The sequence below is a fragment of the Streptomyces sp. NPDC006134 genome (assembly GCF_040628835.1).
Classification (GTDB): domain Bacteria; phylum Actinomycetota; class Actinomycetes; order Streptomycetales; family Streptomycetaceae; genus Streptomyces.
This window is the reverse complement of the sequence record NZ_JBEXTV010000005.1, coordinates 1-23,790: the sequence shown is the minus strand read 5'-3', so window position 1 is coordinate 23,790 and position 23,790 is coordinate 1. Positions and strand designations below refer to the sequence as shown.

Genomic DNA, 23,790 nt, shown 5'->3' with positions numbered 1-23,790 from the left:
GGGAGGAGCAACCCCCGCGGGCGCGGGGACGACACTTACTGGCCTGCGGTTTTGTCAAGTGGGTGGGTGGTTTTCCTTTACCTCGTGTCCGGGGCGCCAGGGTTGGTTTCCGGTGCGGCGTGGGCGGGCCATGAGGGTGAGGCCATCGAAGTCGACGGGGGTCCAGCGGTCCCGGCCTGCGGTGCGTACGGCCCAGCCCTGCTCGGTCGGCACGGGTTCGATCATGACGGCTTGACCGTCGTGTATGCGGTCGGTGAGGAGGGACCACAGTCGGTCGCGGATACGGGTGTTGGGGGTGCCGACGTAGACGCCGGGGGCGGCTTCGACGAACCAGCGGGTGAGGTGGCCGCGCAGGCCCGGGGGTGCAGCGATCAGGATGACGACGGTCGTGCCTGCGGTCATGCGTCCGTCTCCCGTCGCGGGCCGCGTTCCTCCTCGGGTGGCGGTGGGATGACGTCGACGTGGTGATCGGGGGTAAAGGAGTCGCTCCAGTTCCGGCCGCCGCTGACGACGGTGTTCCCCTCGTCCCAGAGGCCGTGGAGGTCCTTCTCGGGGAGGTCGGTGCCGTCGGGAACGAGGAGCTGTTTGACGTCGGTGACGATACGCGGGAGAAGTTTGTGCTGGACGACGGCGTCACGAAGGGCTGTGCGGGCGTCGCGTTCTGTGGTGAGGCCCTTGGCGGCGAGGTCGAAGGCGAGGGGAATGGTGAACTCGGCCTTGTAGAGGTCGGCGATGTCCAGGACGAACGACAGCGCGGACCCGGTATGGACGAAGCCGAGGGCGGGGCTGGCGCCGATGCCGGTGATGACGGCGTGGCAGATGCCGTACAGAGCCGAATTGGCGGCGGACAGCAGGCGGTTGACGTCGTCTCCGGTGGCGAAGGCGTCCCCGGCCTTGTAGTCGCGTTTGGTCCACGGCACGCCGGTGCGTTCGGAGTGCTGCGCGTAGAGCTTGCGGACGCGGGTGCCCTCCCGGCCGCGGAGCTGCTGGAGGGTCAGCGTGGTGGTGTCCTCGCCGGGGAAGCGCAAGTCGTACATACGGCGGGCGACGGCGACGCGTTCCTTGGGCCGGGTGACGAGCCATGCCTGTCTCAGCTGGAGCTGGGAACCGCGGGCGGTGCCGAGGCCGGAGGCGTACAGGCGTACGCCCTGCTCGCCGACCCAGCACACCGAGGTGGCGGAGTCGGCGAGCAGGGCGACGGCAGCGTGGGTGATGCGGCTGCCGGGACCGATGAGGAGCACGGCGAGGTAGGCGGCCGGGACGTGGACGATGCGGGCCTTGTTGACCAGGACGATGGCGTTGTCGTCCCGGTCGATGTGGCACCGCTCGACATACAGGCTGGAGACGCGGTCCTCAAGCCTGTGGACGTCCTGCGGACCGGTCCGCCACCAGGGTTCAGCCACGTGCGGCCTCCCCTGGGAGCGGGGCGAGGGTGAGCAGGCCCTGCCCGTAGCCTTTGGCGGGCCCGATACCGCCCAGCAGAGCGGCACGCAGGGCCTCGGGGTCGGTGACGCGGAGCCGCCCCTGGAAGGTGGCGGTGGAAAGGGTGACGCGCGGGCCGTCCTTGCCCTTGCGGAAGCGCAGGGTGTCCCGGGCGATGAGGGAGACGGCCGGTGCCGGGCCGGCGGGAACGTCGGTGCCGGTGCCGAGCGCGATCCCGGGGCCGGTGTCGGTGGTGGGGATGGTGAAACCGTGGCGTTCGGCCCGGGTGAGCAGCCAGGTGAGCTGCTGGGCCGCGGTGCGGTGTGCGACGCGGAAGCCGCGCCGCCGCTCCGAGGCGTCGGTGCCGGACTTCATGCGTCGCATCTGCTCTTCGCTGGGGCTGGCAGGGCGCTGCATGCTCTGGACCGGGTTTGCGGTCAACCGGAAAGCGAACTCCCGGCCGGGCGCGAGGCGTTGCAGCAGAGGGCTGTAGTCGGCGACGAGAGGTTCGCCGCCGTCGGCGTCCGGCCACCCGGCCTGTTCCACCAGGTGCTGCCAGGAAGGGCGGTTCTCGGTGAGGACGAGGATCTCGGCGCGGTGCGCGGTGCTGTTCTCCAACCGCCACAGTACGCGTTCGGTGACGGGCTGGACGGCCAGGCCGCCCAGGATGGCGGCGTGCAGCCGATGCGGGTTGGCCAGCAGAGCGACGGCTGCCCGGCGGCGCGGGTTGAGGGGGATCTTCGACAGGTACGGCAAGGGTCACCAGCCCAGGAGAGCGAAGGGATCGTGGCCGGGGTCCGTCCGGTCGGACGAGTCGTCGGCCTGGTCGGTCGTCGTGTGGCCGGTGGGCAGGGTGATCCACAAGTGCCGGACGGCTCGCCGGCCGAAGACGGTGCCGGTCTTCAGGTCGTAGGTGTCGGGGACGTCGGCGGCGAGCAGGTCGCCGGCCGGGTCCTCGACGGTGGCCTCCAGCGTCACCCGCGGCCCGCGGAAGCGGTCGCGGTGGCGTGCGGACGCCTGCCAGGGCACGTCGGTGAGCACCTGCGGCAGCTCGGCGTCGGGACGCAGACCGAGGCTGACGGGGCCGGTCGGCGGGCAGGAGCGGCGTCCGAGCGAGAGCGGGAAGACCGGGTGCCGCACGGCGTGTTCCAGACGCTGCAGCAGGGGGGCGGGTCCGCGCAGTGCGGCGGTGAAAACCGCGTCCTGCAGGTAGTAGCGCTGAGTGACGCCGGTGTACTTGGCCGGTCCGGTCCTCTTCTGCACACCTTTGGCATCGACCTTGGCGGCCGGCAGAGGCAGGCCGCGGTGGTCGCTGACGGTGTGGTAGTCGCGCAACAGTGTGCCGGGCTGGTCGACCCGTACGCCGAGCCGCAGGCCGAGCAGGTCGGTCAGGGAGGCTTCACGGGGGCGGCCCTCGGCCGCGGCGAGCAGGCCGAGAACGCCGGACTTGGTGGGTTGGGACCGGGTGTCGCGTCGGTTGTAACGGGAGGAGCCGCCCCAGGACTGCAAGGGGGCTGCCAGCCGCAGGACGAGTACGGCTTGGTCATTCATCGCTCGCCGGCCTCCGTCGTCTTTGTCCGCTGCGCGGGGATCTCTCCGTGGGTCAGCCAGGCGCCGACCAGTTCGCCGACCTCGTCGAGGAGAGCGCGGAAGGGGAGGGAGGGGCCGAAGGTGTCCACGAGCTTGTCGCCCTCCAGTGCGTATGTCGCCAGGGTCCGCAGCGGCACGGTGCCCCAGGTCTCGCTGACGGACCTCAGTTCGCCGGCCAGGGCCGCGGCCGATTCGGCTGCCAGGCCCCGCTCCCCGGTGACGGGTTCCTCGAAGGCTGAGACGAGGTTCACGGGCTGGTCGGTGCGGAGGGTGACCAGGACCAAGTGGGGCAGAGTGCGGTGCGCGAAGGAGTTCTGGTGGCCGGTGGGCATGGAACGGGTGAAGGCTTCGACGAACCGGACGGCGGCCTCGCAGGTGGCCTCCGACGAGGTGAGGTTGTCGCGCAGCTGGTGCGCGCCCAGGACCGCGTAGCGGTAGAGGGTGGAGGAGTTGAACTCCACGGTGCCGATCATGCCGGCCCCGCTGTCCTCGGTGTTCTCGTCGTCGACAGCGGTGTAGTAGTCGAACTCGGTGCGCACCGCGTGGGTGGACAGTGCGTGGGCGACCTGGACGGCGGCGTCGACGTTCAGTTCCTTCAGGTCGGCGACCATCCGGCCGAAGAGAGCGACCTCCGCCGGGTGCCCGGTGGACAGCGCCGAGACCACGGGCAGCTTCTCCACCTCCTCCTCGAGTTCCTTGTCGGGAAGCGCGGCCAGTTCTGCGGCACGCCCGTCGAGGAGGGCGACGAGGTTGTCGAGCTGGCGCTTGCCGAAGAAGAGGAGGTAGGCGGAGTGTTCCTCCTTCTTGGTCGACTTCTTGATGCCCAGGGGTTTCAGCAGGGCGGTGGCCAGCCGGTCGGCCTGGGCGGTCTCCAGGCCCGCGCCACCCTCACCTCCGGGCCGGGCGAGGCGCTCGGCGAGCAGGGCGGCGATCCGCTTGGTACGGGTGGCGCGGTCGGCGGGAGGCTCGGCCTTGGCGAACTCGATCCGGGTGGCGCGCTTCCACGCCTGTGAGGAGATCCGGGCGCGGCGGGCGCCGCCGTAGAGGGCCTGCTTCGGGGTGCCCGAATCGTCCCGGTTGATGTTGGACGGCGGGACGCTCTGCAGGATGTGGACCTCGACGAAGAGGGTGGGCTGGGGCATGGCATGACTCCTTCGGAGGTGAACACCACGGTGGCGGCACGGAAAGCGGCAGAGGCAGAGAGAGGCAGGGGCAGGGGCAGGGGACGAGGAGGCGATGGGACCGGTCACAGGCCGGACCGGGAAGCGGGTTGGCCGGTGCCGGGGACATACGCGTGTCCGCCGCCGCCTGTGTGGCGGGCACGCCGGAAGACGGGAGGTCAGGTCTGCGGGTTCTCGCGGCGGAAGTCGTGGTCCCATGCGTTGCGGATACGGGACTGTGCGTCCGGCCGCTTCGGGTCGTCCCAGTCCCGCAGCGCTCTGCGGAGCAGGGTGTAGTCCAGGCCGATGTCCGCCTGACGCAGGAGCGGGACGAGGCTGCGCAGGTGGTGGGTCAGTTCCCCGGTGTCGAGTGAGGTGATCAGAGCACCGAGTCTTTTCTCCAGCGCCGTGCGGTCCATGTTCTTGTTCCGGGCGAGGAGGAGCCGGCATGCGGCGCCGGGGCTGGTGCCGGGCGCGTGCATCGATTGGTTCCTGCCCTGCTGATGGATCCCGAACAGGGTCAGCGCGGCGTGTTCGGCGACGAGGTCCCGGGTGAGGGCACCTCTGGTGCGCAGCTCGCTGCCCATCCGTGTTCGGTAGAAGGTCCACATGGCGGGTACCGTGCCGGCCTCCTCCCCCAGACCGGAACGCAGTGCCGCCAGTTCGGCTCCCGTCTCGGGGCGTACGGGGTCGAATCCGGACCAGTAGGGGGACTCCGTGTCCCCTCCGGACGGACGGGCCTGCGTGATCTGCGCAACGGGAGCGGGATCGGTGTACTGCAGCCCCCAGGACCGCAGTACCCGGCCGTGATGCGGCGTCAGCCAATCGCACAGGTCACGGTGCAGCCTCGTGTAGTCCAGGCCGATGTCCGCCCTGCGCAGCAGGAGAACCAGTCCGTGCAGGTGGTGGACCAGCTCGTCGAGGTCCAGCGCGGTCGCGGCGGCGGTCAGCCGCCGTCGGACGGGCGCGGCCACGCGCTGCTCCTCGGTGGCGGTCAACCGGCGCCCGGCGGCCTTTTCGGACTCGGCGGTCACATGGACCCTCATGACCTGGCAAGCCGTTCCCAGTCCCACGCCCGGGCGGTGGACCGGCTGCGCCGCACCGTGCTGATGCAGGCCGAAGAGGGTGAGCGCGGCATGCTCGGCCCGATAGGTGAGGGGCAGGCGTTCCGAGGACCGGGCGGCGTCGGTGAGCTCCACCCGGTGCAGGTGCCGCATACCGGCCACGGTGCCCGGCGCACGCCCGAGCCCCTCGCGCAGGGCACGCAGACCCTGCTCGGCCCATACCGGCGGACGGGGTTGGTTCCGCTCTCCGGAACGCGGACCCCAATCGCTGGTGAACTCCTCCCAGAAATAGTGGCGGTAATACTTTCTCGAAGCAGCCGTCCTGGCGCTCATGCCGCCTCTCCCTCCCCCGTCGCGGCATCGGCGACACGGGTGAGGATCTCACCGAGCCTCTTGTGGAACACGCCGACGGCCTTGCCACTGCGGAAGACGATCTCCTTGCCGTTCACCTTCTCGGTGCGTCCGACCACGGCCCGGGGCGGCGCGGCGGCCAGCAGCCCGGCCGCCTCCCGCAGGGCCGCCCGGCGCAGCGTGATCTCCCACGCCTCCTGGGCGCGCTCCAGCGTGTCGTAGTCGTCGCCGATGGTCCGCAGTCCGGCGAGCAGACGCCGCATCCGGCCGTCGACGGCGTGCAGGAAGCGTGCCGAGGGCCGTTCGCCCTTGTCCCGGGGGAGCGGCTCGCCCCCGGAGGCACGGCGCAGATCTGCATGGAGGCCGTCCAGTGCCCGGGCGACCCGGTCGGCCTGGTCCACGCAGTCCAGAAGGGCCGTGCGCAGCCATGCGTCGTCGGTGAGGAGGGAGGCGACGGGCAACGGAAGACTGTCGGCGAGGGCGTTCTCCACTACGGCGGACTGGTTGCCGTACTCCAGCCCGCAGGTCTCGACACCCAGGGCGAAGTCGGCGGGCAGGTGGCCCTCCGCATGCAGCTGACCGGTCTGCCGCAGCAGCACGGACGTGTACGGGCCGTCGCCGTCTGCCGGAATCGCCAGCGCCAGCAGGGCACCGAGCCCTTGCCAGGCCGCGCGTCCCGAAGTGTGGCGGCGGGGGCGCCGGGCCGGCTGGTCCGCCTTCCGCTTGGCGGTGTGGTTCCAGGCGGTGTGCAGCTCCTCCTCGGGCGTGGAGGCGAGTCGGTCTCCGGCGCAGACGACCACCTGCCGCACCCGCAGCCCTTGCCCGGTCTCGGTGGGGATCAGCCGGATCCGGCGGGACTGGAAGGTGAGCAGGTCCAGCAGACCGCCCGCGGGGCGTGCCGACCACTCGGGCCCGGTCGGCGTCTTCCCGCCGGACGAGGCCGGGCGCTCGTCCCAGGCCCACTGCGGCCGGTCGGCCGCGGCCAGCCCGTCGGGCACCACCGGTGTGTTCAGCAGCAGCGTCTCGTACAAGGTGCGGCCGGTTGGCACGATCACGCCGAGCTGGCCCAACGGGCCCGTCGGATTGCCCGTCGTCTTTCCGTTCTTCGCCTGCCCGTCGCCGACGGCCCCCGTCTTGATGGCGGCGGTGTCCCAGCAGTGGGCGTGCAGGAGCCACAGCGCCGCCTGGGCGGGCGATAGATCCAGGTGATCGGCCTCACTGAGCGCGCTGAACAACGGCACGTTGTTGCCCGATGCCACCGAGGGGACGAGCAGAGTGGACGGCTTCGTCTCACCGTTGAGCGCCGTCAGACCCGCCACCTGCGCGAACGGCCGCCCGGAGGAGAAGAGCCGGAAGCGGTCGCCGTAGCGGGGGCCGAGGTAGTCGGCGAGCTTCTCCTTCTCCTCGGCGGAGAAGCCGCCCTGCGCGAACCGCTTGCCCCACTCTCCGCGCGACCGCGGTACGCCCAGCGCGTCGAACACGACGGGCAGCAACAGCTGACGCAACACCGCCGGCAGCATCGTCGGCACCGGCAGATCCAACCGCCGAATAGCATGCGAGCTGCCGAGTGCTTCCAGCAGGCTGTCCATCCGGGCCTCACCCCCGATGCCGATGACGGGCAGCCAGGCCTGCCGGGCCAGGTCACCTTCCGGCTCCACGGCCTTCCCCCTCCCTCCGATCCAGCGGACCTCCCCCCGGAGAGTCCGGCCAGCATCGAGCAACTCCCCCTGGTTGACGAGGAGTTGCCTCAGCGTCTGCCGGCACTCCAAGGCTCGCACGCAAGGTTCAGTACTTTCAAGCAGTTCCCGGATGTTCGAATAAGGACCGCCGGGACGGTCCACCTACTCGGGTGCAGCGTTCGACAGGTACGCTGTCAAGTCGCGGCGTCCCCCGCTCCCCGCGCTGCCAGGCGGGGGTGTTCCCGTTCATTACTTCACGTCGTCCCCGCGATCGCGGGGTGCAGGAACCCCGAGCGGACGCCGCCTCTCCGTTTCAGTGCCGCTCCACCAACAGACCCAGCTCGACGTCGTACGAGAGCCGGACCTCGCCCAGCTCCGCCCACCCGTCCTCCAGGACCAGGACATGGGCGTACCGCAGCCACGGGTGATCGGCCCATCCCGGCAGCGCGCTCATCCGGCCGGCCTCCTTCGAGAGCCCGACGGGCAGCCGGACGGAACCTCCCAGCAGCCGCTCGACCACCGGATCGTCCAGAACCTCACCGTGCACACCGAGTCGCGTCCCGTCCAGCGCCGTGTAGCCACCCGTGACTCGGTGCACGAGGACGACCTCAACGCCTCGGTCGCCGTCCCGGACCACCGCATCCAGATCCTCCTCCGCCGCGGCGCTGCTGCCCCCGTAATGCAACCCCTCGAGCGTCGTCGTCCCCCACTCGCGCGGGCGCGTCAACAGGAACCCTTCCGCCTCGGCTCGGCGATTGGCCTCTTGCGCTCGCCAGGTGGCGTGCGCGGCCGGCTCGTCCCACTCCACCGGACAGATCTCCGCCTCGCCGTACGCGCGCGCCACCAGACCGGGCACGTCCGCCGGGATGCTCCATGTGCCCGTGCCCGGCCCGCCTGTGGCACCCTCGCGGGGCAGCGGGCCGGCAGTTTCCGCCACCAGTGCCGCCGCGCGCAGCAGGGGCCACTCCTCGTAGATCAGTTTCGAGGCGGGCAGGAACCGGGGGCGTCCCCGAGCATCGGCGGCCACCCCTGTCACCAGGACACCCGGCGTCGCGTGCGCCGCCGGCCTGCGTGTCCCGGCGTGCCGGTGGAGCCTGCCGATGCGCTGCAGCAGCAGGTCCACCGGAGCGAGATCCGTGATCAGCAGATCCGCGTCCACGTCGAAAGACTGTTCGGCGAGTTGGGTGGCGACCACCACCATGCGTTCCGGCCGCGCACCGCCGGCCTCCGGCCCCATCGAGCGCAGGCACTCCTGCGTCCGCTCCGCCCGGTGCGCGGCGCACAGCCTCCCGTGCAGCAGATGCAGCCGTCCGTCGAACCCGCCGTGGCGCAACGCCCGGTAGACGGCCTGGGCGCGGTCCACCTGGTTGACGACGACCAGGACGACACCGCCTTCGGCCACCGCGTCCCGCGCCGCCGCGGCGACGACCGCCCCGTCCTTCTCGGTGTCCGGCAACCACTCGATCCGGGTCGGCACCGATGCACGCCACGACGCGACGGACGTACGAGAGCTCTCCACCACCGGCTGTCCGCTCGTCGCGAAGGCAGTGGTGACGCAGGGGTACCCGGCCGGTTCGGGAACCGGCTGCTCCACGTCCGCCGTTCCCAGCACCCCCGACAGGTACGCGTCGACGAAGGCCTGCCGCTGCACCGGCGGCAGGGTCGCCGACAGCAGCACCACCGGCACACCCGCCTGCCCGAGCCACCGCAACGCCTCCAGCAGGAACTGCCGCATGTAGACGTCGGCCGCATGCACCTCGTCCACGATCACGACCTTCCCCGTCAGGCCGGCGAACCGCAGCATCACGTGCCGCGTACGCGTCGCCGCGTACAGCAGATGATCGACGGTACCGACGGCGAACGGTGTCAGCAGCCCGCGCTTGTTCCCCAGGAACCACACCGGCGGTCCGCTGCGCTCGGCTTCGGCACCCGCCCCGCCCACGCTGCCCGCACCGCCCGGCCAGCCGAACTCGTCATCCTCGTCGATCGCTCCGTAGTCCTCCCACGGACTGGCCACGCACTCCTCGGCGCCCTCCGCACCGGCAGGCCGTCCCCCTTCCCAGATCTCGCGCCACTGCCGGTTGAAACGCCGCTTGCCGTGCAGCAGCGCCACCTGGGACATGAGGTCCGGATCGAAGGAGCGCACCCACTCCAGGACTTGGTCGTACATCGGATCGCTCGTCGCCTGCGTCGGCATCGCCACGAACACACCGTTCAGGCCGAAGCGAGCCGCGAGTACCTCCGCCGCCGCCAGAGCGGCCTTCGTCTTCCCTTCACCCATCGGCGCCTCGGCCACCAGTAGCCCCGGCGCGGGCATCGACCACGCCCGCTCCACCAACTCCCGCTGCGAAGCACGGGGCGACACGCCCAGACGTCCCGTCAGCGGCGTCCACATGGACCGCGGCAGTGCAAGCTCGCCCCATCCGCCCTGGAACCCGAGCCGCTTCCAGGCCGCCTCCGCCCTGCGGCACGCCTCGGCCGGCGAAACATCACGGGCATCCGCCAGCCCTTTGAAGTGCTCGCTGTCACTCGCGATCCAGTCCGCCATCACGATCAGCCCCGACAACGCCAATTGCTCCGCCTTCCGCAACGGCGAAACCGGCCTCACCGCCGCCAGGTCCTCGAAGCCCACAGCGCGAGTGAACACGTCCACCAGCGCGCGCTGCACCCCGGCCCAGGCCGACCCCCTGCCCTGCGCGTCCGGGTACGGTGGCCGCCGCAGCCTGTCCACGGATGGGAAGGCCCCGTGGTGGCCTGCCACCAGCGGCCGCACCCACGCCGCGGCATCGGCGTCCCCCCACTCCTCACGCAGTCGCGGCTCGAGCATCGCCCCGCCCGCCACGTCATGCCGCCACTTCATCCTCTTACCGGCCGGCAGCCGCCCCCACGTCAGCCCGGCCGCGCGCACGGGAACCGCCTCCGCTGCATCCAGCCCCTGGAACGCCGGGCACGCCTTACCGCAGTCGTGAATGCCGCACACCCACATGAACCACGCCCGCCCACGCCCCCCGCTGACCTCGTCCAGACGCCGACGGAACGACGGCGCCAGATACCGGTCCCACATCAGCCCCGCCACAGCCGCGGTGTCCAACAGATGACCGAGCAGCAGGTGGGTCCGCCCGCCATTGCGCGCGGCCGACTTCCCCCACAACCGCGCCACCCGCGCTACGGTCTCCTCCGGCATCCCCATCGACCGCATCGCCTCAACGACCGACCGCTCATCCTTCACCAGCAAGCCCCCAGACAGCCCCACCCAAAACTGACCTGCCACGATAAACGGCAGGTCTGACAACGCCGCCCTGAAAGACCCCAGCCCGTGATGCAGGTAAAGGAAAACAGGCAACCTTGTTAGCATCCCTGCAGGTCAACAAGTGTCGTCCCCGCGTCCGCGGGGGTTGCTCCTTGTCGCGTTCGGTGCCGGGCAGCTCCCGAACGTCGTCCCCGCGTCCGCGGGGGTTGCTCGCCGTCGGCCGCCCCGGTCCCATCCCGATCACGGTCGTCCCCGCGTCCGCGGGGGTTGCTCGCCCATGGACTCGCCGGCCGCCAGCCCGCTCGCGTCGTCCCCGCGTCCGCGGGGGTTGCTCATGCAGATCGTGACGATGCCGGTGCCCGCGCAGGTCGTCCCCGCGTCCGCGGGGGTTGCTCCCTGATGCCCCAGCCGGGCTGGACCGCCGACCGGTCGTCCCCGCGTCCGCGGGGGTTGCTCGGCCGAGCAGTCCCTGTTCTGGCGTGACGAGAAGTCGTCCCCGCGTCCGCGGGGGTTGCTCACGCCCCGGGGGTGCAGACGGCGCTCGCCAGCAGTCGTCCCCGCGTCCGCGGGGGTTGCTCGATTGGGCCGCACTCCCTGCACGGGCTTGAGTGGTCGTCCCCGCGTCCGCGGGGGTTGCTCGAGGAGGAGGAGACCAACGCCGCCATCGTGCGGGTCGTCCCCGCGTCCGCGGGGGTTGCTCGTCCGCCAAGGCGCTGCAGCGCGTGTGCGACGTGTCGTCCCCGCGTCCGCGGGGGTTGCTCCCCGGACGCGTCGGGGATGTACTGCTGGCCGAGGTCGTCCCCGCGTCCGCGGGGGTTGCTCGCCGGCACGGGGCCAGAACGCCGCTGACGAGGGGTCGTCCCCGCGTCCGCGGGGGTTGCTCGCTGTTCCCCTCGCGTGTGCGGCGGATGGTGTTGTCGTCCCCGCGTCCGCGGGGGTTGCTCCGTCACCGACGACACGGCGTCGATCCAGGCCGCGTCGTCCCCGCGTCCGCGGGGGTTGCTCGCGCTCTCCCGGCTGCTCGGCCGGCCCGTAACGGTCGTCCCCGCGTCCGCGGGGGTTGCTCCATCGCCAGCTCCCAGCTCGACATGGGGCCGAGGTCGTCCCCGCGTCCGCGGGGGTTGCTCGGCCGTGGTCATCGACGCCTGGTCGTGGCTGAAGTCGTCCCCGCGTCCGCGGGGGTTGCTCAACGTGGACGCCGGCCGACGCCCGCGCCCTGTGGTCGTCCCCGCGTCCGCGGGGGTTGCTCGATCGGGCCCGCGGGCGCAACGTCGTTGGTGAGGTCGTCCCCGCGTCCGCGGGGGTTGCTCTGTCGCGGCGGTCGAGGAGGTCCCCGCATTCGGGTCGTCCCCGCGTCCGCGGGGGTTGCTCGCACGCGGTGCCGGTCCCGGTCCGGGCCACAGAGGCGGAACCCAACCCGCCCAAGCGTCGTCCCCGCGTCCGCGGAGGTTGCTCACCGTCCGGCGCGAGACGCCGAGACGCTCCGCCAGTCGTCCCCGCGTCCGCGGGGGTTGCTCGCCGCCTGCGCAACCTGGCCTACGGTGACCGGGGTCGTCCCCGCGTCCGCGGGGGTTGCTCCGCCTCCGAAAAGGAGCCGCCGACCCGGCCGAGGTCGTCCCCGCGTCCGCGGGGGTTGCTCGGACCACCTTCGCCCAGAACCGCGCGTCACGCGGTCGTCCTCGCGTCCGCGGGGGTTGCTCGGCCGACCCAGCAGGCCGGTTCCTCGGCGGGTGGTCGTCCCCGCGTCCGCGGGGGTTGCTCGGCCGGTGTCGGCGACCTGATCCAGCTGCGCCGATCGTCCTCGCGTCCGCGGGGTTGTTCCGGGTGACTTCGGCGTGGAATACGAGGGTCTCCTCGCCGGCCTGGAGGGCGCCGGGAAGCTCCTCGAGCGCGACGCCAAGGCCGAGGACGTCACCGACCAGGTCGTGGACGTGGAGAGCCGCATCGCCTCCCAGCGCGCCAGCGTGGCCCGCATCCGCGCGCTGATGGACCGGGCCACGAAGCTGAGCGACGTGGTGACCCTGGAGGGCGAACTGAGCTCCCGCCAGGCCGAACTGGAGTCGCTGCTGGCCCGGCAGGCATCCCTGAAGGACCGCACAACCCTGGCCACCATCACCCTGTCCCTGACCGAGACACCGGTGAAGGAAGCCGCGGAGGACGACGACCCCGGCTTCACCGACGCCGTGGCGGGCGGCTGGGACGCGTTCGTGACGATGCTGCGCTGGCTGGCGGTGGCGCTCGGCGCGGTGCTGCCGTTCACGGCGGTGGCGGCGCTGCTCGTGCTGCTGTGGCTGCGGCTGGTACGCCCGCGGCTGCCGCGCCGCACCGCCGACGGGGACGGACAGGACTGAGGGAGGACCAGGCGCGCCCCGTCCCCGTAGCGTGTCCGCATGGGTAGGAGCATGCACATGAGGACGAGTGACACGCGAGGTGCGAGGCGGCGGCTGGTCGTGATCGGCGGCGACGCCGCGGGCATGTCCGCGGCGTCGCAGGCACGCCGGATGAAGGGCCCCGGCGAGCTGGAGATCGTGGCGTTCGAACGCGGCCACTTCACCTCGTACTCGGCGTGCGGCATCCCCTACTGGGTGGGCGGTGACGTCCCCGGCCGGGACCGGCTGATCGCCCGCACGCCCGAGGAGCACCGCGCGCGCGACATCGACCTGCGGCTGCGCACCGAGGTCACCGCGATCGACGTGGAAGGCGGGCGGGTACGCGCGCGGGACGTCGATTCCGGGGCCGAGTCCTGGACGTCGTACGACGATCTGGTGATCGCGACCGGCGCGCGACCGGTCCGCCCGGACCTGCCGGGCGTCGACGCGCCCGGGGTGCACGGCGTGCAGACCCTCGACGACGGCCAGGCGCTCCTGGACACGCTGGCCCGCACGCGCGGCCGTCGCGCGGTGGTCGTCGGCGCCGGCTACATCGGCGTGGAGATGGCGGAGGCGCTCATCAAGCGCGGTTACGAGGTGACGGTCGTCAACCGCGGCAGGGAGCCGATGGCGACCCTGGACCCGGACATGGGGCGCCTGGTGCACGACGCCATGGAGGGCATGGGCATCACCATGGTGAACGACGCCGAGGTCACCGGGCTGCTCACGGGGGACGACGGGCGGGTGCGGGCGGTGGTCACGCGGGACGCCGAGTTCCCGGCCGACGTGGTGGTGCTCGGCATCGGCGTACGCCCGGAGACCTCGCTGGCCGCGGCGGCGGGGCTGCCGCTCGGCGCGCACGGCGGGCTGCTCACGGACCGGGCGATGCGGGTGCGCGGGCACGGGAACATCTGGGCCGGCGGCGACTGCGTCGAGGTCCTCGACCTGGTCTCCGGCCAGGAGCGGCACATCGCGCTCGGCACCCACGCCAACAAGCACGGCCAGGTCGTCGGCACCAACGTCGGCGGCGGCTACGCCACCTTCCCCGGCGTGGTCGGCACCGCCGTCAGCAAGGTCTGCGACCTGGAGATCGCCCGCACGGGGCTGCGCGAGAAGGACGCGCGGCGGGCGGGGCTGCGGTTCGTGACGGCCACCATCGAGTCGACCAGCCGCGCCGGCTACTACCCGGGCGCCTCCCCCATGACGGTGAAGATGCTCGCCGAACACCGCACCGGCCGCCTCCTCGGCGTCCAGATCGTCGGCCGGGAGGGCGCGGGCAAACGGGTCGACATCGCGGCGGTGGCCCTCACGGCGGGCATGACGGTGGAGCAGATGACGGCCCTGGACCTGGGGTACGCGCCGCCCTTCTCCCCCGTGTGGGACCCGGTGCTGGTGGCGGCCCGCAAGGCGGCGGCGAAGGCGCGGGAGGCCGGGGTCTGAGGCTGTCGGCGTACGAGACCGGGGAGGGGAGACCAGGGAGGGGAGACCGGGGAGGGGAGACCGGGATGTGAGGCCGGGGATGATCCTCTTCCGGAGGGTTCACCGATTCGCCCGCCGCCCGGCGGGCACATGTCCCTCGTGGTCATTCCCGTTCATGACGTGAACCCGGTGCGCGGCACGCCCTGGGTGACGTACGCCCTGATCGCCGCGAACTTCGTGGTGTTCCTGACGATGCCCGGCATGGCCGGTTCGGTGACCGGCGACGGCAGCCTGGCCCAGCTCTGTCACCTCCAGGCGTACCTGGACCAGTGGGCGGCGGTGCCGCAGGAGCTGGTCCACCACCGGATGCCGCGACTGGTGCCCACCGGCGACGTCGGGCTGGGCCCGCGGGGACCGGGCTGTGTGATCGCCCCGCCCGGCTACGACAAGTCCCCCGAGCTGAGCGTCCTGACGGCGATGTTCCTGCACGGCAGCTGGCTGCACCTGCTGGGCAACATGCTCTTCCTGTGGATCTTCGGCAACAACATCGAGGAGCGGATGGGCCACCTGCGGTTCCTGCTCTTCTACGGCGTGTGCGGCTACGCGTCCGCGTACGGATTCGCACTCACGAACCCCAGCTCCACCACACCCCTGATCGGCGCCTCCGGGGCGATCGCCGGCGTGCTCGGCGCGTACCTGGTGCTGTATCCGAGGGCGCGGGTGTGGGTCCTCGTCCCCTTCCTGATCTTCCTGCCGCTGCGGCTGCCCGCCTGGATCGTGCTGGGCCTGTGGTTCGTCCTCCAGGCGTTCTACTCCGCCGGGCAGGGCGTGTCCGCCGCCGGCACGGTCGCCTATGTGGCGCATGTGGTCGGTTTCGTGGCCGGCATGCTCCTCGCCTGGCCGCTCAAGCCCGGCACGCCCCCGCCACCGGAACCGCGCGGCATCCTCTTCGGACGGCAGGCGCGGCGGGCCTGGTAGGGCCGGGAGCCCGCGGCCCGCGTCCGGGAGGCACCGCTCTTCGCCGGCGTGCCGCTGTGCTGCCCAGGCCGTTTCCCTCGGCTCCTCGGCGTGGTGCGCCGGTTGACGCTGCGGAAGCGCTCTGCCTACGGTCGAGCTAATTTCCGCTCAAAGAATAATTATTTCCGCCATTCGGATACACAACAGGGGGTGTCGTGCAGGATCTCGGAATCCTGGCCCCGATCGCCGCGTCCACCGACCGGTTCGTCGCCACCGTCACCTCCCTCACCGACGCACAGGTCCAGGGCGGCACCCGGGTACCACCCTGGACCCGCGGCCACGTCATCACCCATGTCGCACGCGCCGCGGACAGCCTCTGCCGGCTGCCCACCTGGGCGCGTACCGGCGTGGAGACACCGCAGTACGCGAGCATGGACGCCCGGGCCGCCGAGATCGAGGCCGGGGCCGGGCGGCGGGTCGCCGACCTCGTCGCCGACGCCCTCGGCACCGCCGCCCGCTTCGAGGAGGCGGTGCGGACCCTGCCCCCGGCGGCCTGGCACGCCGAGGTCCGGATGCGCACCGGGGAGCTGCGCACACCCGCGACCCTGGTCTCCACCCGGCTGCGCGAACTGGAGATCCACCACGCCGACCTGGACGCCGGCTACGGCTTCCGCGACATCCCCGCCGACGCCGCCCGGTGGATCATCGACGACATCGCCGAGGCACTCGCCCGCCGCCCGGACACCCCCCCTGCGCCTGGAGGCCACCGACACCGGCCTCGTCCGCGCCCTGGGGACCGGCGGCCTCACGGTCAGCGGGCACCAGGCCGACCTCCTCGCCTGGCTCAGCGACCGCTCCCCCGGCACGGGCCTGACCGCCGACGGGGCCGACGAGGTGCCCCCGGCGCCCTTCTGGATCCGAACGGGGCCGGCTGCGGCCGGAAAAGGCCGGCGGACGCTCCGGCGAGCGGTCCCGGGGCCCTGAGCATCCGGCCGCCCAGGGCCCCGGGACCGGGCCGCGCCGCGGGCCGGCGGAGACGTCGGAACCGTCGGCGGCTCAGGCGGCGACCGTCTCCGTGAGCCGCGCGGCGGCCTCCTCCCACGGGCCGGGTGCGGCGGCGAGCGGCCGCAGCCCCCGGGCCTGACGGGGCGTCAGGCCGATGCCGAGGACGCCGGTGACGCGGTCCTCGTCGCCGTACAGGGCGGCCAGGCGCAGCGGGTCCTTGTCCAGGCGCAGCACCTGGACCCGCCGGGCGCCGGCGAGGACGCCGTAGGCGTGCAGCTTCAGGTCGTACTGGTCGGACCAGAAGTACGGGACCGGCTCGAACGGACGGCGCGGGCCGAAGCGTTCGCCGTCCAGCTCGGCGAGGAGGTTGCGGGCGGCGGCCAGTCCCTGCTCGCCGGCGTTCATCCGGTGCTCGACGCGGATCCGCCGGTCCAGCCCCGGGTGGTACCAGCGGGCGACGTCTCCGGCGCCGTAGAGGCCCGGCGCGGCGGCGCAGTACCGGTCGCAGCCGAGACCGTCGGACAGGTCCAGGCCGGCGGCCTCGGCGGCGGGGCCGCGCAGCCAGTCGACGGCCGGTTCGGAGCCGATGGCGAGCAGGACGTCGTCGGCCTCCACGGTGGTGCCGTCGGCCAGTTCGACCCCGGTCGCCCGGCCGTCGCGGGTGGCGATCGCGGTGACGGTGGCGCCCGGGTACAGCGTGACGCCGTGGCCGCGGTGGACCTCGGCGAGCAGTTCGCCGACCTCTCGGCCCAGGACGCGTTCCATGGGCGTGTCCTGGCTGCCGACGAGCGTGACGTGGTGCCCGAGTCCGCGGACCGCGGCGGCGGCCTCGGCGCCGAGGACACCGCTGCCCACGACGGCCAGGCGCCGGCCCGGCTCGGCGAGCCGTCGCCGCAGGGCGAGCGCGTCCTCCAGGGTGCGCAGCACGTGCACGCCCTCGACGCCCTCGGTGCCGGGCAGGGTGCGGGCGCGCACCCCGGTGGCGACGACGACGCCCGCGCAGGTCAGGACGGTGCGCTCGGCGTCGTCCAGGGTGACCTCCCGCCGGGCCGGGTCGTAGGCGGTGGCCCGGGTGCCCAGCCGCAGGTCGAGGTCGAGGCCCTCGATCTGTCCGGCGTCCCGCAGCGCGGTGCGCTCGGGCTCCCACGCGCCGGACAGCACCTGCTTGGACAGCGGCGGCCGGTCGTACGGCAGGTGCGGCTCGTCACCGACGAGGGTGATCGCGCCGTCCCAGCCGAGGCGGCGCAGCCCCTCGGCCGCGGCGAGTCCGGCCGCCGACGCGCCGACGACGGCGATGCGGGGGCGGGCGGCGCTCATTCGTGGACCTGGATGGCCGCGGCCGGGCAGATGGTGGCGGCGTCACGGACGGCGGCGTGCTGATCGGCGTCCGGGGTGGCGTTCAGCAGCACCACGATGCCGTCCTCGTCGCGCTGGTCGAAGACCTCCGGGGCCACCAGCACGCACTGGCCGGCACCGCAGCACTTCGCCTCGTCGATGGTGATGTTCATGAGGGGACTCCTTCGATGAGGGTGGGGGGATGGGTGGGGAGAGGGGCAGGGGGCGAGGTCACCAGGTGACCGGCAGGGCGTGGCAGCCGTAGATGACCATGTCCGTGCGGAAGGGGATCTCCTCCACCGGCACGGCGGGGCGCATCGTGGGGAAGCGGCGCAGCAGCGTGGTGATGACGACCTGGAGCTCCGCGCGGGCCAGGGCCTGGCCGAGGCACTGGTGGATGCCGTAGCCGAAGGCCACGTGGTGCTGGGCGTTGGGACGGCAGATGTCCAGCCGGTCGGCGTCGGGGAAGACGGTCTCGTCGCGGTTGGCGGAGGGCACGGCGACGATGACGCCCTCGCCCTTGCGGATGAGCTGCCCGCCGACCTCGACGTCCTCCAGGGCGGCGCGGCGCGGGCCGTTGCGGATGATGCTGTGGAAGCGCAGCAGTTCCTCGACGGCGCCGCGGACCAGGGAGGGGTCCTCGCGCAGCCGGCCGGCGGTCTCGGGGTCGAGCATCAGGGAGAGGGCGCTCAGGCCGATCATGTTGGCGGTCGTCTCGTGGCCGGCGACCAGCAGCAGGACGGCGAAGGCGACGAGGTCCTCGTGGGTCAGCTCGCCCTGGGCGTACTGCTCGGTGGCGAGCCGGCTGAGGATGTCGTCGCCCGGCTCGGCCACCTTGGAGCGCACCAGGCCGTCGATGTAGGCGAGGAGTTCGGCACGGGCCGGGGCGCGCTCCTCCTCGCCGGTCTCACGGGACAGCAGGGTGCCGGTCAGCCGCTGGAAGGTGTCGTGGTCCTCGTAGGGGACGCCGAGCAGCAGGCTGATGGCGAGCGAGGGCAGCGGCAGGGCGAGGGCCTGGACGAGGTCGACGGGGTGCTCGGAGCGGTCGACGCGCTCCATCTCGTCGCACAGTTCGTCGGTGAGCCGCTGGAGGGTGGGGCGCAGCGCCTCGACCCGCTTGACCATGAAGTCGCGGGTGACCATGCGGCGCAGCCGGGTGTGCTCCGGCGGGTCCATGCGGATGAAGCCGCGCGCGGCGTCCGGGCGGGGGCTGCCGCCGGTCATGCCGCTGACCGGGTAACCCGGGGTGGAGGTGTCGGAGCTGAAGCGCTGGTCGCCGAGGATCGCCCGGATGTCCGCGTAGCGCGTGGCGAGCCAGGCCCAGCTGCCGTCGTCCAGCGTGACCTTGGACAGCGGCTCCTCCAGGCGCAGCCGCGTCAGGCCCTCGGGCGGGTCGAAGGGGCAGCCGGACGGCGGCTTGGTGGGCAGCGGGGGGAAGGGTGCGGTGGTGGACATGCCGCTCCTTGTGGGGGGGAAGGACTTGGGCTAACGGTTGTTAGCTTACACGTGTATCCCTAGAGCGCGACACGGCCCCGACCAGTGAAGGAAGCGTGAAATCCGGGCGGTTGCAAGGAAGTTGGGCATCGCGGGCAGGCGGGGCGGTGTTCCCCCGGGGGCCGCGCGGAGACCGCCGTACGGCCACGGGAAAACTCCGTACGGCCACGGGAAGCGGGGGTGGGGGAGGGCTGCCGCAGCACCGGCGCAGCCGATGGTGACGGCCGACGGCGGCGGCAGGTCGCAGTGACGGGCGGCAGTGACCGGCGGGCGAGGGCAACGACCGGGGGCAGTGGCCAGCGGGCGAGGGCAGCGGCCGGCGGGCGCCCGCCCGGCTCAGCGCTCCAGCAGCAGGCCCAGCAGCTCGTCCACGAACCGGTCCAGCCGCGCCGGATCCTTCTGACGGGGCATGACCTGCCACAGCGTGATCCGCCCGTGCAGCGAGCACCACAGGAGGTACGGGGCTTCCGCGCGCGTTCCGCGCACCCGCCACCCGGCGTCCTCGCAGCGCTCCAGCGCCCGGGCCAGGCCACGCAGCAGCAGCCCGGCCGGGTGGCCGTGGAGGCGTTCGTCCTCCACGGGGGTCTGCCAGGTCTCGCACATCAGGCGGTACTTGGCCGGATTGGCCACCGCGAAACGGCAGTAGGCGCCCAGTCGGGCACGCAGCCCGGCCAGCGGGTCGTCCTCGGGCGCCGAGGCGTCGGCCTCGGCCATGACCTCGGCCAGGCGCTCGTAGTGCTCCGCCAGGACCGTCCACACCAGTTCGGTCTTGTCGGAGAAGTGGCGGTAGATGCTCGGGGTGGCGATGCCGACCTCCCGGGCCACCGCACGCAGCGACAGGGCGTCCTCGCTGCCCACCTGTTCCAGGAGACGCCCGCCGGCCCGCAGGATCTCCTCCCGCAGCCGCTCACCCTGCCCGCGCGGGTTGCGCGTCCGGGGCGTGCGCTCCGGAGCGGCACCGGCGGTACGACCTTCTCCGTCCTGCTCGGCCACCGCCGTTCACCTCCTGCGCTCCGGCACCTGCCCTGCCCTCGGGGCACCCGCCGTCGCCGCACCGGCCCGGCGATGCGGGCGGCGGCGCGGAGCGTGGGTTCACCGGGGCACCACAGCGGTCGAAGACGGGAGCGACCGCACGATACCGACCCGACCGTACACGAAACCGACCGCCGGGCCGTGGGGCCCGCGTCCGGCAGACGGCGCGGACCTCACGGACCGGCTCCACGGGCAGGTCGGTGAGCCGCCCGGATGCGGACGCACGCCAGCGGTCCGGTCAGCAGGCCACCCGGACGCGGACGTGCTCCAGCGGTCCGGTCAGCCGGCCGCCCGGATACGGACGTGCTCCACCGGTCGCCCGGTCAGCGGGCCCTCCGGATGCGGACGTGCTCCACCGGTCGCCCGGTCAGCGGGCCGTCCGGGTGTGGACGTACTCCACGAGGCGGGTCAGCGCGTCCGGGTCGGTGGTCGGCAGGACGCCGTGGCCGAGGTTGAAGACGTGGCCCTCCAGGCCGGCCGCCGCGTCCAGCACCTCGCGGGTCTTGGCCTCGACCGCCTCCGGGGAGGAGAACAGGACGGCGGGGTCGAGGTTGCCCTGCAGGGCCTTGCCGGGGCCGACGCGCCGGGCGGCCTCGTCCAGGGGCACGCGCCAGTCGACGCCGACGACGTCGGCGCCCGCCTCGCCCAGCAGGCCGAGGAGCTCGCCGGTGCCGACGCCGAAGTGGATGCGCGGCACCCCGTATCCGGCGACGGCCTGGAAGACCTTCGCCGAGGCGGGCATGACCGAGCGCCGGTAGTCGGCGGGGGCGAGGGCGCCGACCCAGGAGTCGAAGAGCTGGACCGCGCTCGCGCCGGCCTCGATCTGCACCTTCAGGAAGGCGGCGGTGATGTCGGCGAGGCGGTCGAGCAGGTCGGCCCACAGCTGCGGGTCGCCGTACATGAGCGCCTTGGTGTGCTCGTGGTTGCGGGACGGGCCGCCCTCCACCAGGTAGCTCGCCAGGGTGAAAGGGGCGCCCGCGAAGCCGATGAGCGGCGTGGCGCCGAGCTCGCGGGTGAGCAGACCGATCGCCTCGGTGACGTAGGAGACGTCCTCGGGGGTCAGGTCGCGCAGCTGTGCCAGGTCCGCGCGGGAGCGGATCGGGCGCTCGACGACGGGGCCGACGCCGGGCTTGATGTCGAGGTCGATGCCGATCGCCTTGAGCGGGACGACGATGTCGCTGAAGTAGATCGCCGCGTCCACGCCGTGCCGGCGCACCGGCTGGAGGGTGATCTCGGTGACCAGCTCCGGCCGCATGCAGGACTCGAGCATCGGGATGCCCTCGCGCACCTTGCGGTACTCCGGCAGGGAGCGCCCGGCCTGCCGCATGAACCACACCGGCGTGTGCGGCACCGGCTCGCGCCGGCACGCCTTGAGGAAGGCGGACTCGTACGTGGCTGTCGGCTGCTTGCCCGCGGGGCTGTCGTTGGCACTCACGACGGAAAGTCTCGCACGTCCCTGTGACAACGGCGGACCGCGGTCCCGGCGGTCAGGGCGCGCGGGGTTTTCGGCCCGCGCGCCGCGTGATCCGGACATCGCGCCCGGACGCGGGTGTCCCTCCCCGCGCCGGGGCCCCGTTCCGCTTAATCTTCCCCGCATGGCTGCGGCTCAGGGACGAATGTCGGACGGCGCTGGCGGAATGGACGACCCGAAGGGCACCGAGGGGGACGTCCGGCATGGGGGCACGGCGCCGGCGCCGCCGCCCTTCAAGGCCGCGGTCGAGGCGCTGCGGGCCGCGCGGCTGCGGCCGCAGATCGCGGTGGAGCCGACGCGTCCGCCGCAGCGGCTCGCGCCGTACGCGTACGCGTTGGAGGCCACGGTCGCCGACGGCGACCAGGACCTGGCCGACGGGCGGCTGGTCCTGCTCCACGACCCGGCCGGCCACGACGCCTGGCGGGGCACCTTCCGGCTGGTGACGCTGGTGCGCGCGGAGCTGGAGCCGGAGATGGCGGCGGATCCACTGCTGCCCGAGGTGTGCTGGTCCTGGCTGACCGGCGCGCTGCAGGCGCGCGGCCTGACGTACGGCGAGCCCAGCGGCACGGTCACGCGCGCGAGCTCCCACTACTTCGGCGGCCTCGCGGCGCGCCCGTCCGCCTCGCAGATCGAGATCCGCGCCTCCTGGACACCGCGCGAGGGCCTGGGCGGGGCGCCGGACACCGCCGCCCACCTGGCCTCCTGGTGCGATCTGCTGGCCCAGGTCGCGGGGCTGCCGCCGGCCGGACCGGGCGACGCCTCGGTGGTGACGCTGCCGCAGCGGCGCGGGCCGCAGTCCCGGTAGCCGGCCTCCCCGGCCCGGTCGCACGCCACTCCCCGCCCCTCCCCTCCCCCGTCACCCCTCGCCTCCGGCCCGGCGCCGCCCGCACGGCTCCCGCCCCGGCCCGCCCCGGTGTCCCCACTGCCCCCGGTACCGCCGGCGACACCAGCCCCTTCCCTCCCTCTCCCGCGCCCGGCAGAAGTCACGCCAAAGATCACGTCACTTTGTCGATACGGCCACTTTCGACCGCTTAACGACGCAGAGCGAAACCGTTCGGTCTTCGAATGATCGACCGCGTGTCCGAATTGCTCGGATTGTTACTCACCGAATCGTGATCATTCTCTAAAGGCGGGCGGGTTCGCTGCCGAAGACCACTGTGACCTTGAAAGCACGTTTCGTCCCGGCTTCTTCCCCCACGAGCCGGTCCCGTCCCCCCACCCCAGGAGGCCTGGTGTCCGTTCTCCTCGAGCAGCCCGCAAGCCTGGTCGCCTACCGCCCGAACAAGCCGACCGCCATGGTGGTCGTGGCCGACCCGCGCGTTCGCTCGACCGTCACCCGTCATCTGTGGGCGCTCGGTGTACGCGATGTCATCGAAGCCTCGTCCATCGCGGAGGCTCGTCCCCGCATCGGCAACCCCCGCGACATCTGCGTCGCCGACGTCCACCTGCCCGACGGCTCCGGCCTGACCCTGCTGTCGGAGACCCGCGCCGCGGGCTGGCCCAACGGGCTCGCCCTGTCCGCCGCCGACGACATCGGCGCCGTACGCAACGCCCTCGCGGGCGGTGTGAAGGGATACGTCGTCACCGGCACCCGCACCAACGTCGGGCTCCCCACCCGGCCGGGCGCCGCCCCGATCGGCGCCGCCGCCGCCCGCCTGCACCGCCGCCCCCCGGGTGCTCCGAGCCACCCGGGCGGCTACCGCGAGCTGTCCGGCCGCGAGGTCGAGGTGCTGCGGCTGGTGGCCGAAGGCCAGTCGAACAAGGCCATCGGCGTCTCCATGGGCCTGTCCGCGCTGACCGTCAAGAGCCACCTCGCCCGCATCGCCCGCAAACTCGGCACGGGCGACCGGGCCGGCATGGTCGCGGTGGCCCTGCGGACCGGCATCATCCACTGACGCCCCCGCCCGCCCCTCTCCGTCCCCTGTCCGCCATCCGTTTCCCTCCCTCTCCCCCTTCTCTCCCCTCTCTCCCTCTCCCCTCCCCGGCCCTTCACCCGCGTGAACGGGAACGGCCGCCGATTCCGGCCGCCTCCCCCACCCCTCGTGAACCGGCTCCTTCACCGTCCTGACTGGTTTACGACCCCTGGGCGCCCGCCGACGGAACGTTCCGGGAGGCGGGGGCCCCCCCCCCGCCGAGCTGAAGTAGAGCTTAGCACAGCCCACCAGCCGGCACCCCACACGACAAAAGACGAA

At 72.8% G+C, this 23,790-nt stretch carries 18 protein-coding genes, 1 pseudogene and 2 CRISPR repeat arrays (1 of these 21 only partly in view); of the genes and pseudogenes, 6 read left to right on the top strand and 13 right to left on the bottom strand.

The window, feature by feature from the left end; translation table 11 throughout:
- Window positions 1–33: direct repeats of the CRISPR family, unit length 28 nt; unit sequence GAGCAACCCCCGCGGGCGCGGGGACGAC; it reaches 483 nt to the left of the window's first position.
- A 21-nt stretch (window positions 34–54) separates the two neighbouring features.
- From cas2e to cas3, 8 genes are all read right to left on the bottom strand, one after another.
- Window positions 55–402 carry a type I-E CRISPR-associated endoribonuclease Cas2e gene (gene cas2e, locus ABZ340_RS04680; protein WP_358780285.1) on the bottom strand — a complete coding sequence of 116 codons (348 nt, stop codon included), beginning with the start codon at window positions 400–402 and terminating at the stop codon, window positions 55–57.
- Window positions 399–1,403 (bottom strand): type I-E CRISPR-associated endonuclease Cas1e, encoded by a 1,005-nt coding sequence (gene cas1e / locus ABZ340_RS04675; protein ID WP_358780284.1) that lies wholly within the window; start codon window positions 1,401–1,403, stop codon window positions 399–401. The genes cas2e and cas1e overlap by 4 nt, the downstream gene beginning before the upstream one ends.
- Window positions 1,396–2,178 (bottom strand): type I-E CRISPR-associated protein Cas6/Cse3/CasE, encoded by a 783-nt coding sequence (cas6e, locus tag ABZ340_RS04670; RefSeq protein WP_358780283.1) that lies wholly within the window; start codon window positions 2,176–2,178, stop codon window positions 1,396–1,398. The genes cas1e and cas6e overlap by 8 nt, the downstream gene beginning before the upstream one ends.
- A 3-nt stretch (window positions 2,179–2,181) precedes the next feature.
- On the bottom strand, window positions 2,182–2,973 hold the full coding sequence (cas5e, locus tag ABZ340_RS04665; RefSeq protein WP_358780282.1) for a type I-E CRISPR-associated protein Cas5/CasD: 792 nt from the start codon (window positions 2,971–2,973) through the stop codon (window positions 2,182–2,184).
- Window positions 2,970–4,154 carry a type I-E CRISPR-associated protein Cas7/Cse4/CasC gene (gene cas7e / locus ABZ340_RS04660; protein WP_358780281.1) on the bottom strand — a complete coding sequence of 395 codons (1,185 nt, stop codon included), beginning with the start codon at window positions 4,152–4,154 and terminating at the stop codon, window positions 2,970–2,972. The genes cas5e and cas7e overlap by 4 nt, the downstream gene beginning before the upstream one ends.
- A gap of 197 nt (window positions 4,155–4,351) precedes the next feature.
- On the bottom strand, window positions 4,352–5,569 hold the full coding sequence (gene casB / locus ABZ340_RS04655) for a type I-E CRISPR-associated protein Cse2/CasB (protein WP_358780280.1): 1,218 nt from the start codon (window positions 5,567–5,569) through the stop codon (window positions 4,352–4,354).
- Entirely contained in the window at window positions 5,566–7,245 is a 1,680-nt protein-coding gene (gene casA, locus ABZ340_RS04650) for a type I-E CRISPR-associated protein Cse1/CasA (protein WP_358780279.1), read from the bottom strand. The genes casB and casA overlap by 4 nt, the downstream gene beginning before the upstream one ends.
- A gap of 334 nt (window positions 7,246–7,579) precedes the next feature.
- Entirely contained in the window at window positions 7,580–10,609 is a 3,030-nt protein-coding gene (gene cas3 / locus ABZ340_RS04645) for a CRISPR-associated helicase Cas3' (RefSeq protein ID WP_358780278.1), read from the bottom strand.
- 30 nt (window positions 10,610–10,639) lie between these two features.
- Window positions 10,640–12,338: direct repeats of the CRISPR family, unit length 20 nt; unit sequence CGCGTCCGCGGGGGTTGCTC.
- Between the two features lie 19 nt (window positions 12,339–12,357).
- Here cas3 and ABZ340_RS04640 point away from each other — a divergent pair.
- The 4 genes and pseudogenes from ABZ340_RS04640 to ABZ340_RS04625 form a co-directional block, all read left to right on the top strand.
- A pseudogene (locus ABZ340_RS04640) lies at window positions 12,358–12,867 on the top strand (DUF4349 domain-containing protein); the annotation flags it as partial.
- Window positions 12,868–12,924: 57 nt separating this feature from the next.
- Window positions 12,925–14,325 carry an FAD-dependent oxidoreductase gene (locus tag ABZ340_RS04635; RefSeq protein ID WP_358780277.1) on the top strand — a complete coding sequence of 467 codons (1,401 nt, stop codon included), beginning with the start codon at window positions 12,925–12,927 and terminating at the stop codon, window positions 14,323–14,325.
- Window positions 14,326–14,463: 138 nt separating this feature from the next.
- Window positions 14,464–15,282 (top strand): rhomboid family intramembrane serine protease, encoded by an 819-nt coding sequence (locus ABZ340_RS04630; RefSeq protein WP_358780276.1) that lies wholly within the window; start codon window positions 14,464–14,466, stop codon window positions 15,280–15,282.
- A gap of 194 nt (window positions 15,283–15,476) precedes the next feature.
- A complete protein-coding gene (locus ABZ340_RS04625; protein WP_358780275.1) occupies window positions 15,477–16,340 on the top strand; it encodes a maleylpyruvate isomerase family mycothiol-dependent enzyme in 864 nt (287 codons plus the stop codon).
- On the opposite strand, the gene ABZ340_RS04620 is transcribed toward ABZ340_RS04625, so the two are convergent.
- The 5 genes from ABZ340_RS04620 to hemE all read right to left on the bottom strand — a co-directional run bounded on the left by ABZ340_RS04620 (window position 16,318) and on the right by hemE (window position 21,562).
- Window positions 16,318–17,583 carry an FAD-dependent oxidoreductase gene (locus ABZ340_RS04620; protein ID WP_358780274.1) on the bottom strand — a complete coding sequence of 422 codons (1,266 nt, stop codon included), beginning with the start codon at window positions 17,581–17,583 and terminating at the stop codon, window positions 16,318–16,320. The genes ABZ340_RS04625 and ABZ340_RS04620 overlap by 23 nt on opposite strands.
- On the bottom strand, window positions 17,580–17,774 hold the full coding sequence (locus ABZ340_RS04615; RefSeq protein WP_358780273.1) for a ferredoxin: 195 nt from the start codon (window positions 17,772–17,774) through the stop codon (window positions 17,580–17,582). Before ABZ340_RS04615 ends, ABZ340_RS04620 begins: the two co-directional genes overlap by 4 nt.
- 58 nt (window positions 17,775–17,832) lie before the next feature.
- Window positions 17,833–19,056 (bottom strand): cytochrome P450, encoded by a 1,224-nt coding sequence (locus ABZ340_RS04610; protein WP_358780272.1) that lies wholly within the window; start codon window positions 19,054–19,056, stop codon window positions 17,833–17,835.
- Between the two features lie 375 nt (window positions 19,057–19,431).
- Window positions 19,432–20,088, bottom strand: a complete 657-nt coding sequence (locus tag ABZ340_RS04605; protein ID WP_358780271.1) for a TetR/AcrR family transcriptional regulator — start codon at window positions 20,086–20,088, stop codon at window positions 19,432–19,434.
- Window positions 20,089–20,494: 406 nt separating this feature from the next.
- Window positions 20,495–21,562: a uroporphyrinogen decarboxylase gene (hemE, locus tag ABZ340_RS04600; protein WP_358780270.1), complete on the bottom strand. Its 1,068-nt coding sequence runs from the start codon at window positions 21,560–21,562 to the stop codon at window positions 20,495–20,497.
- Between the two features lie 160 nt (window positions 21,563–21,722).
- Here hemE and ABZ340_RS04595 point away from each other — a divergent pair, with 160 nt between their 5' ends.
- Together ABZ340_RS04595 and ABZ340_RS04590 are read left to right on the top strand one after the other, a co-directional pair.
- A complete protein-coding gene (locus ABZ340_RS04595; protein WP_358780269.1) occupies window positions 21,723–22,403 on the top strand; it encodes a DUF3000 domain-containing protein in 681 nt (226 codons plus the stop codon).
- Between the two features lie 427 nt (window positions 22,404–22,830).
- Window positions 22,831–23,493: a response regulator transcription factor gene (locus ABZ340_RS04590; RefSeq protein WP_003993737.1), complete on the top strand. Its 663-nt coding sequence runs from the start codon at window positions 22,831–22,833 to the stop codon at window positions 23,491–23,493.
- Window positions 23,494–23,790: the final 297 nt, after the last annotated feature.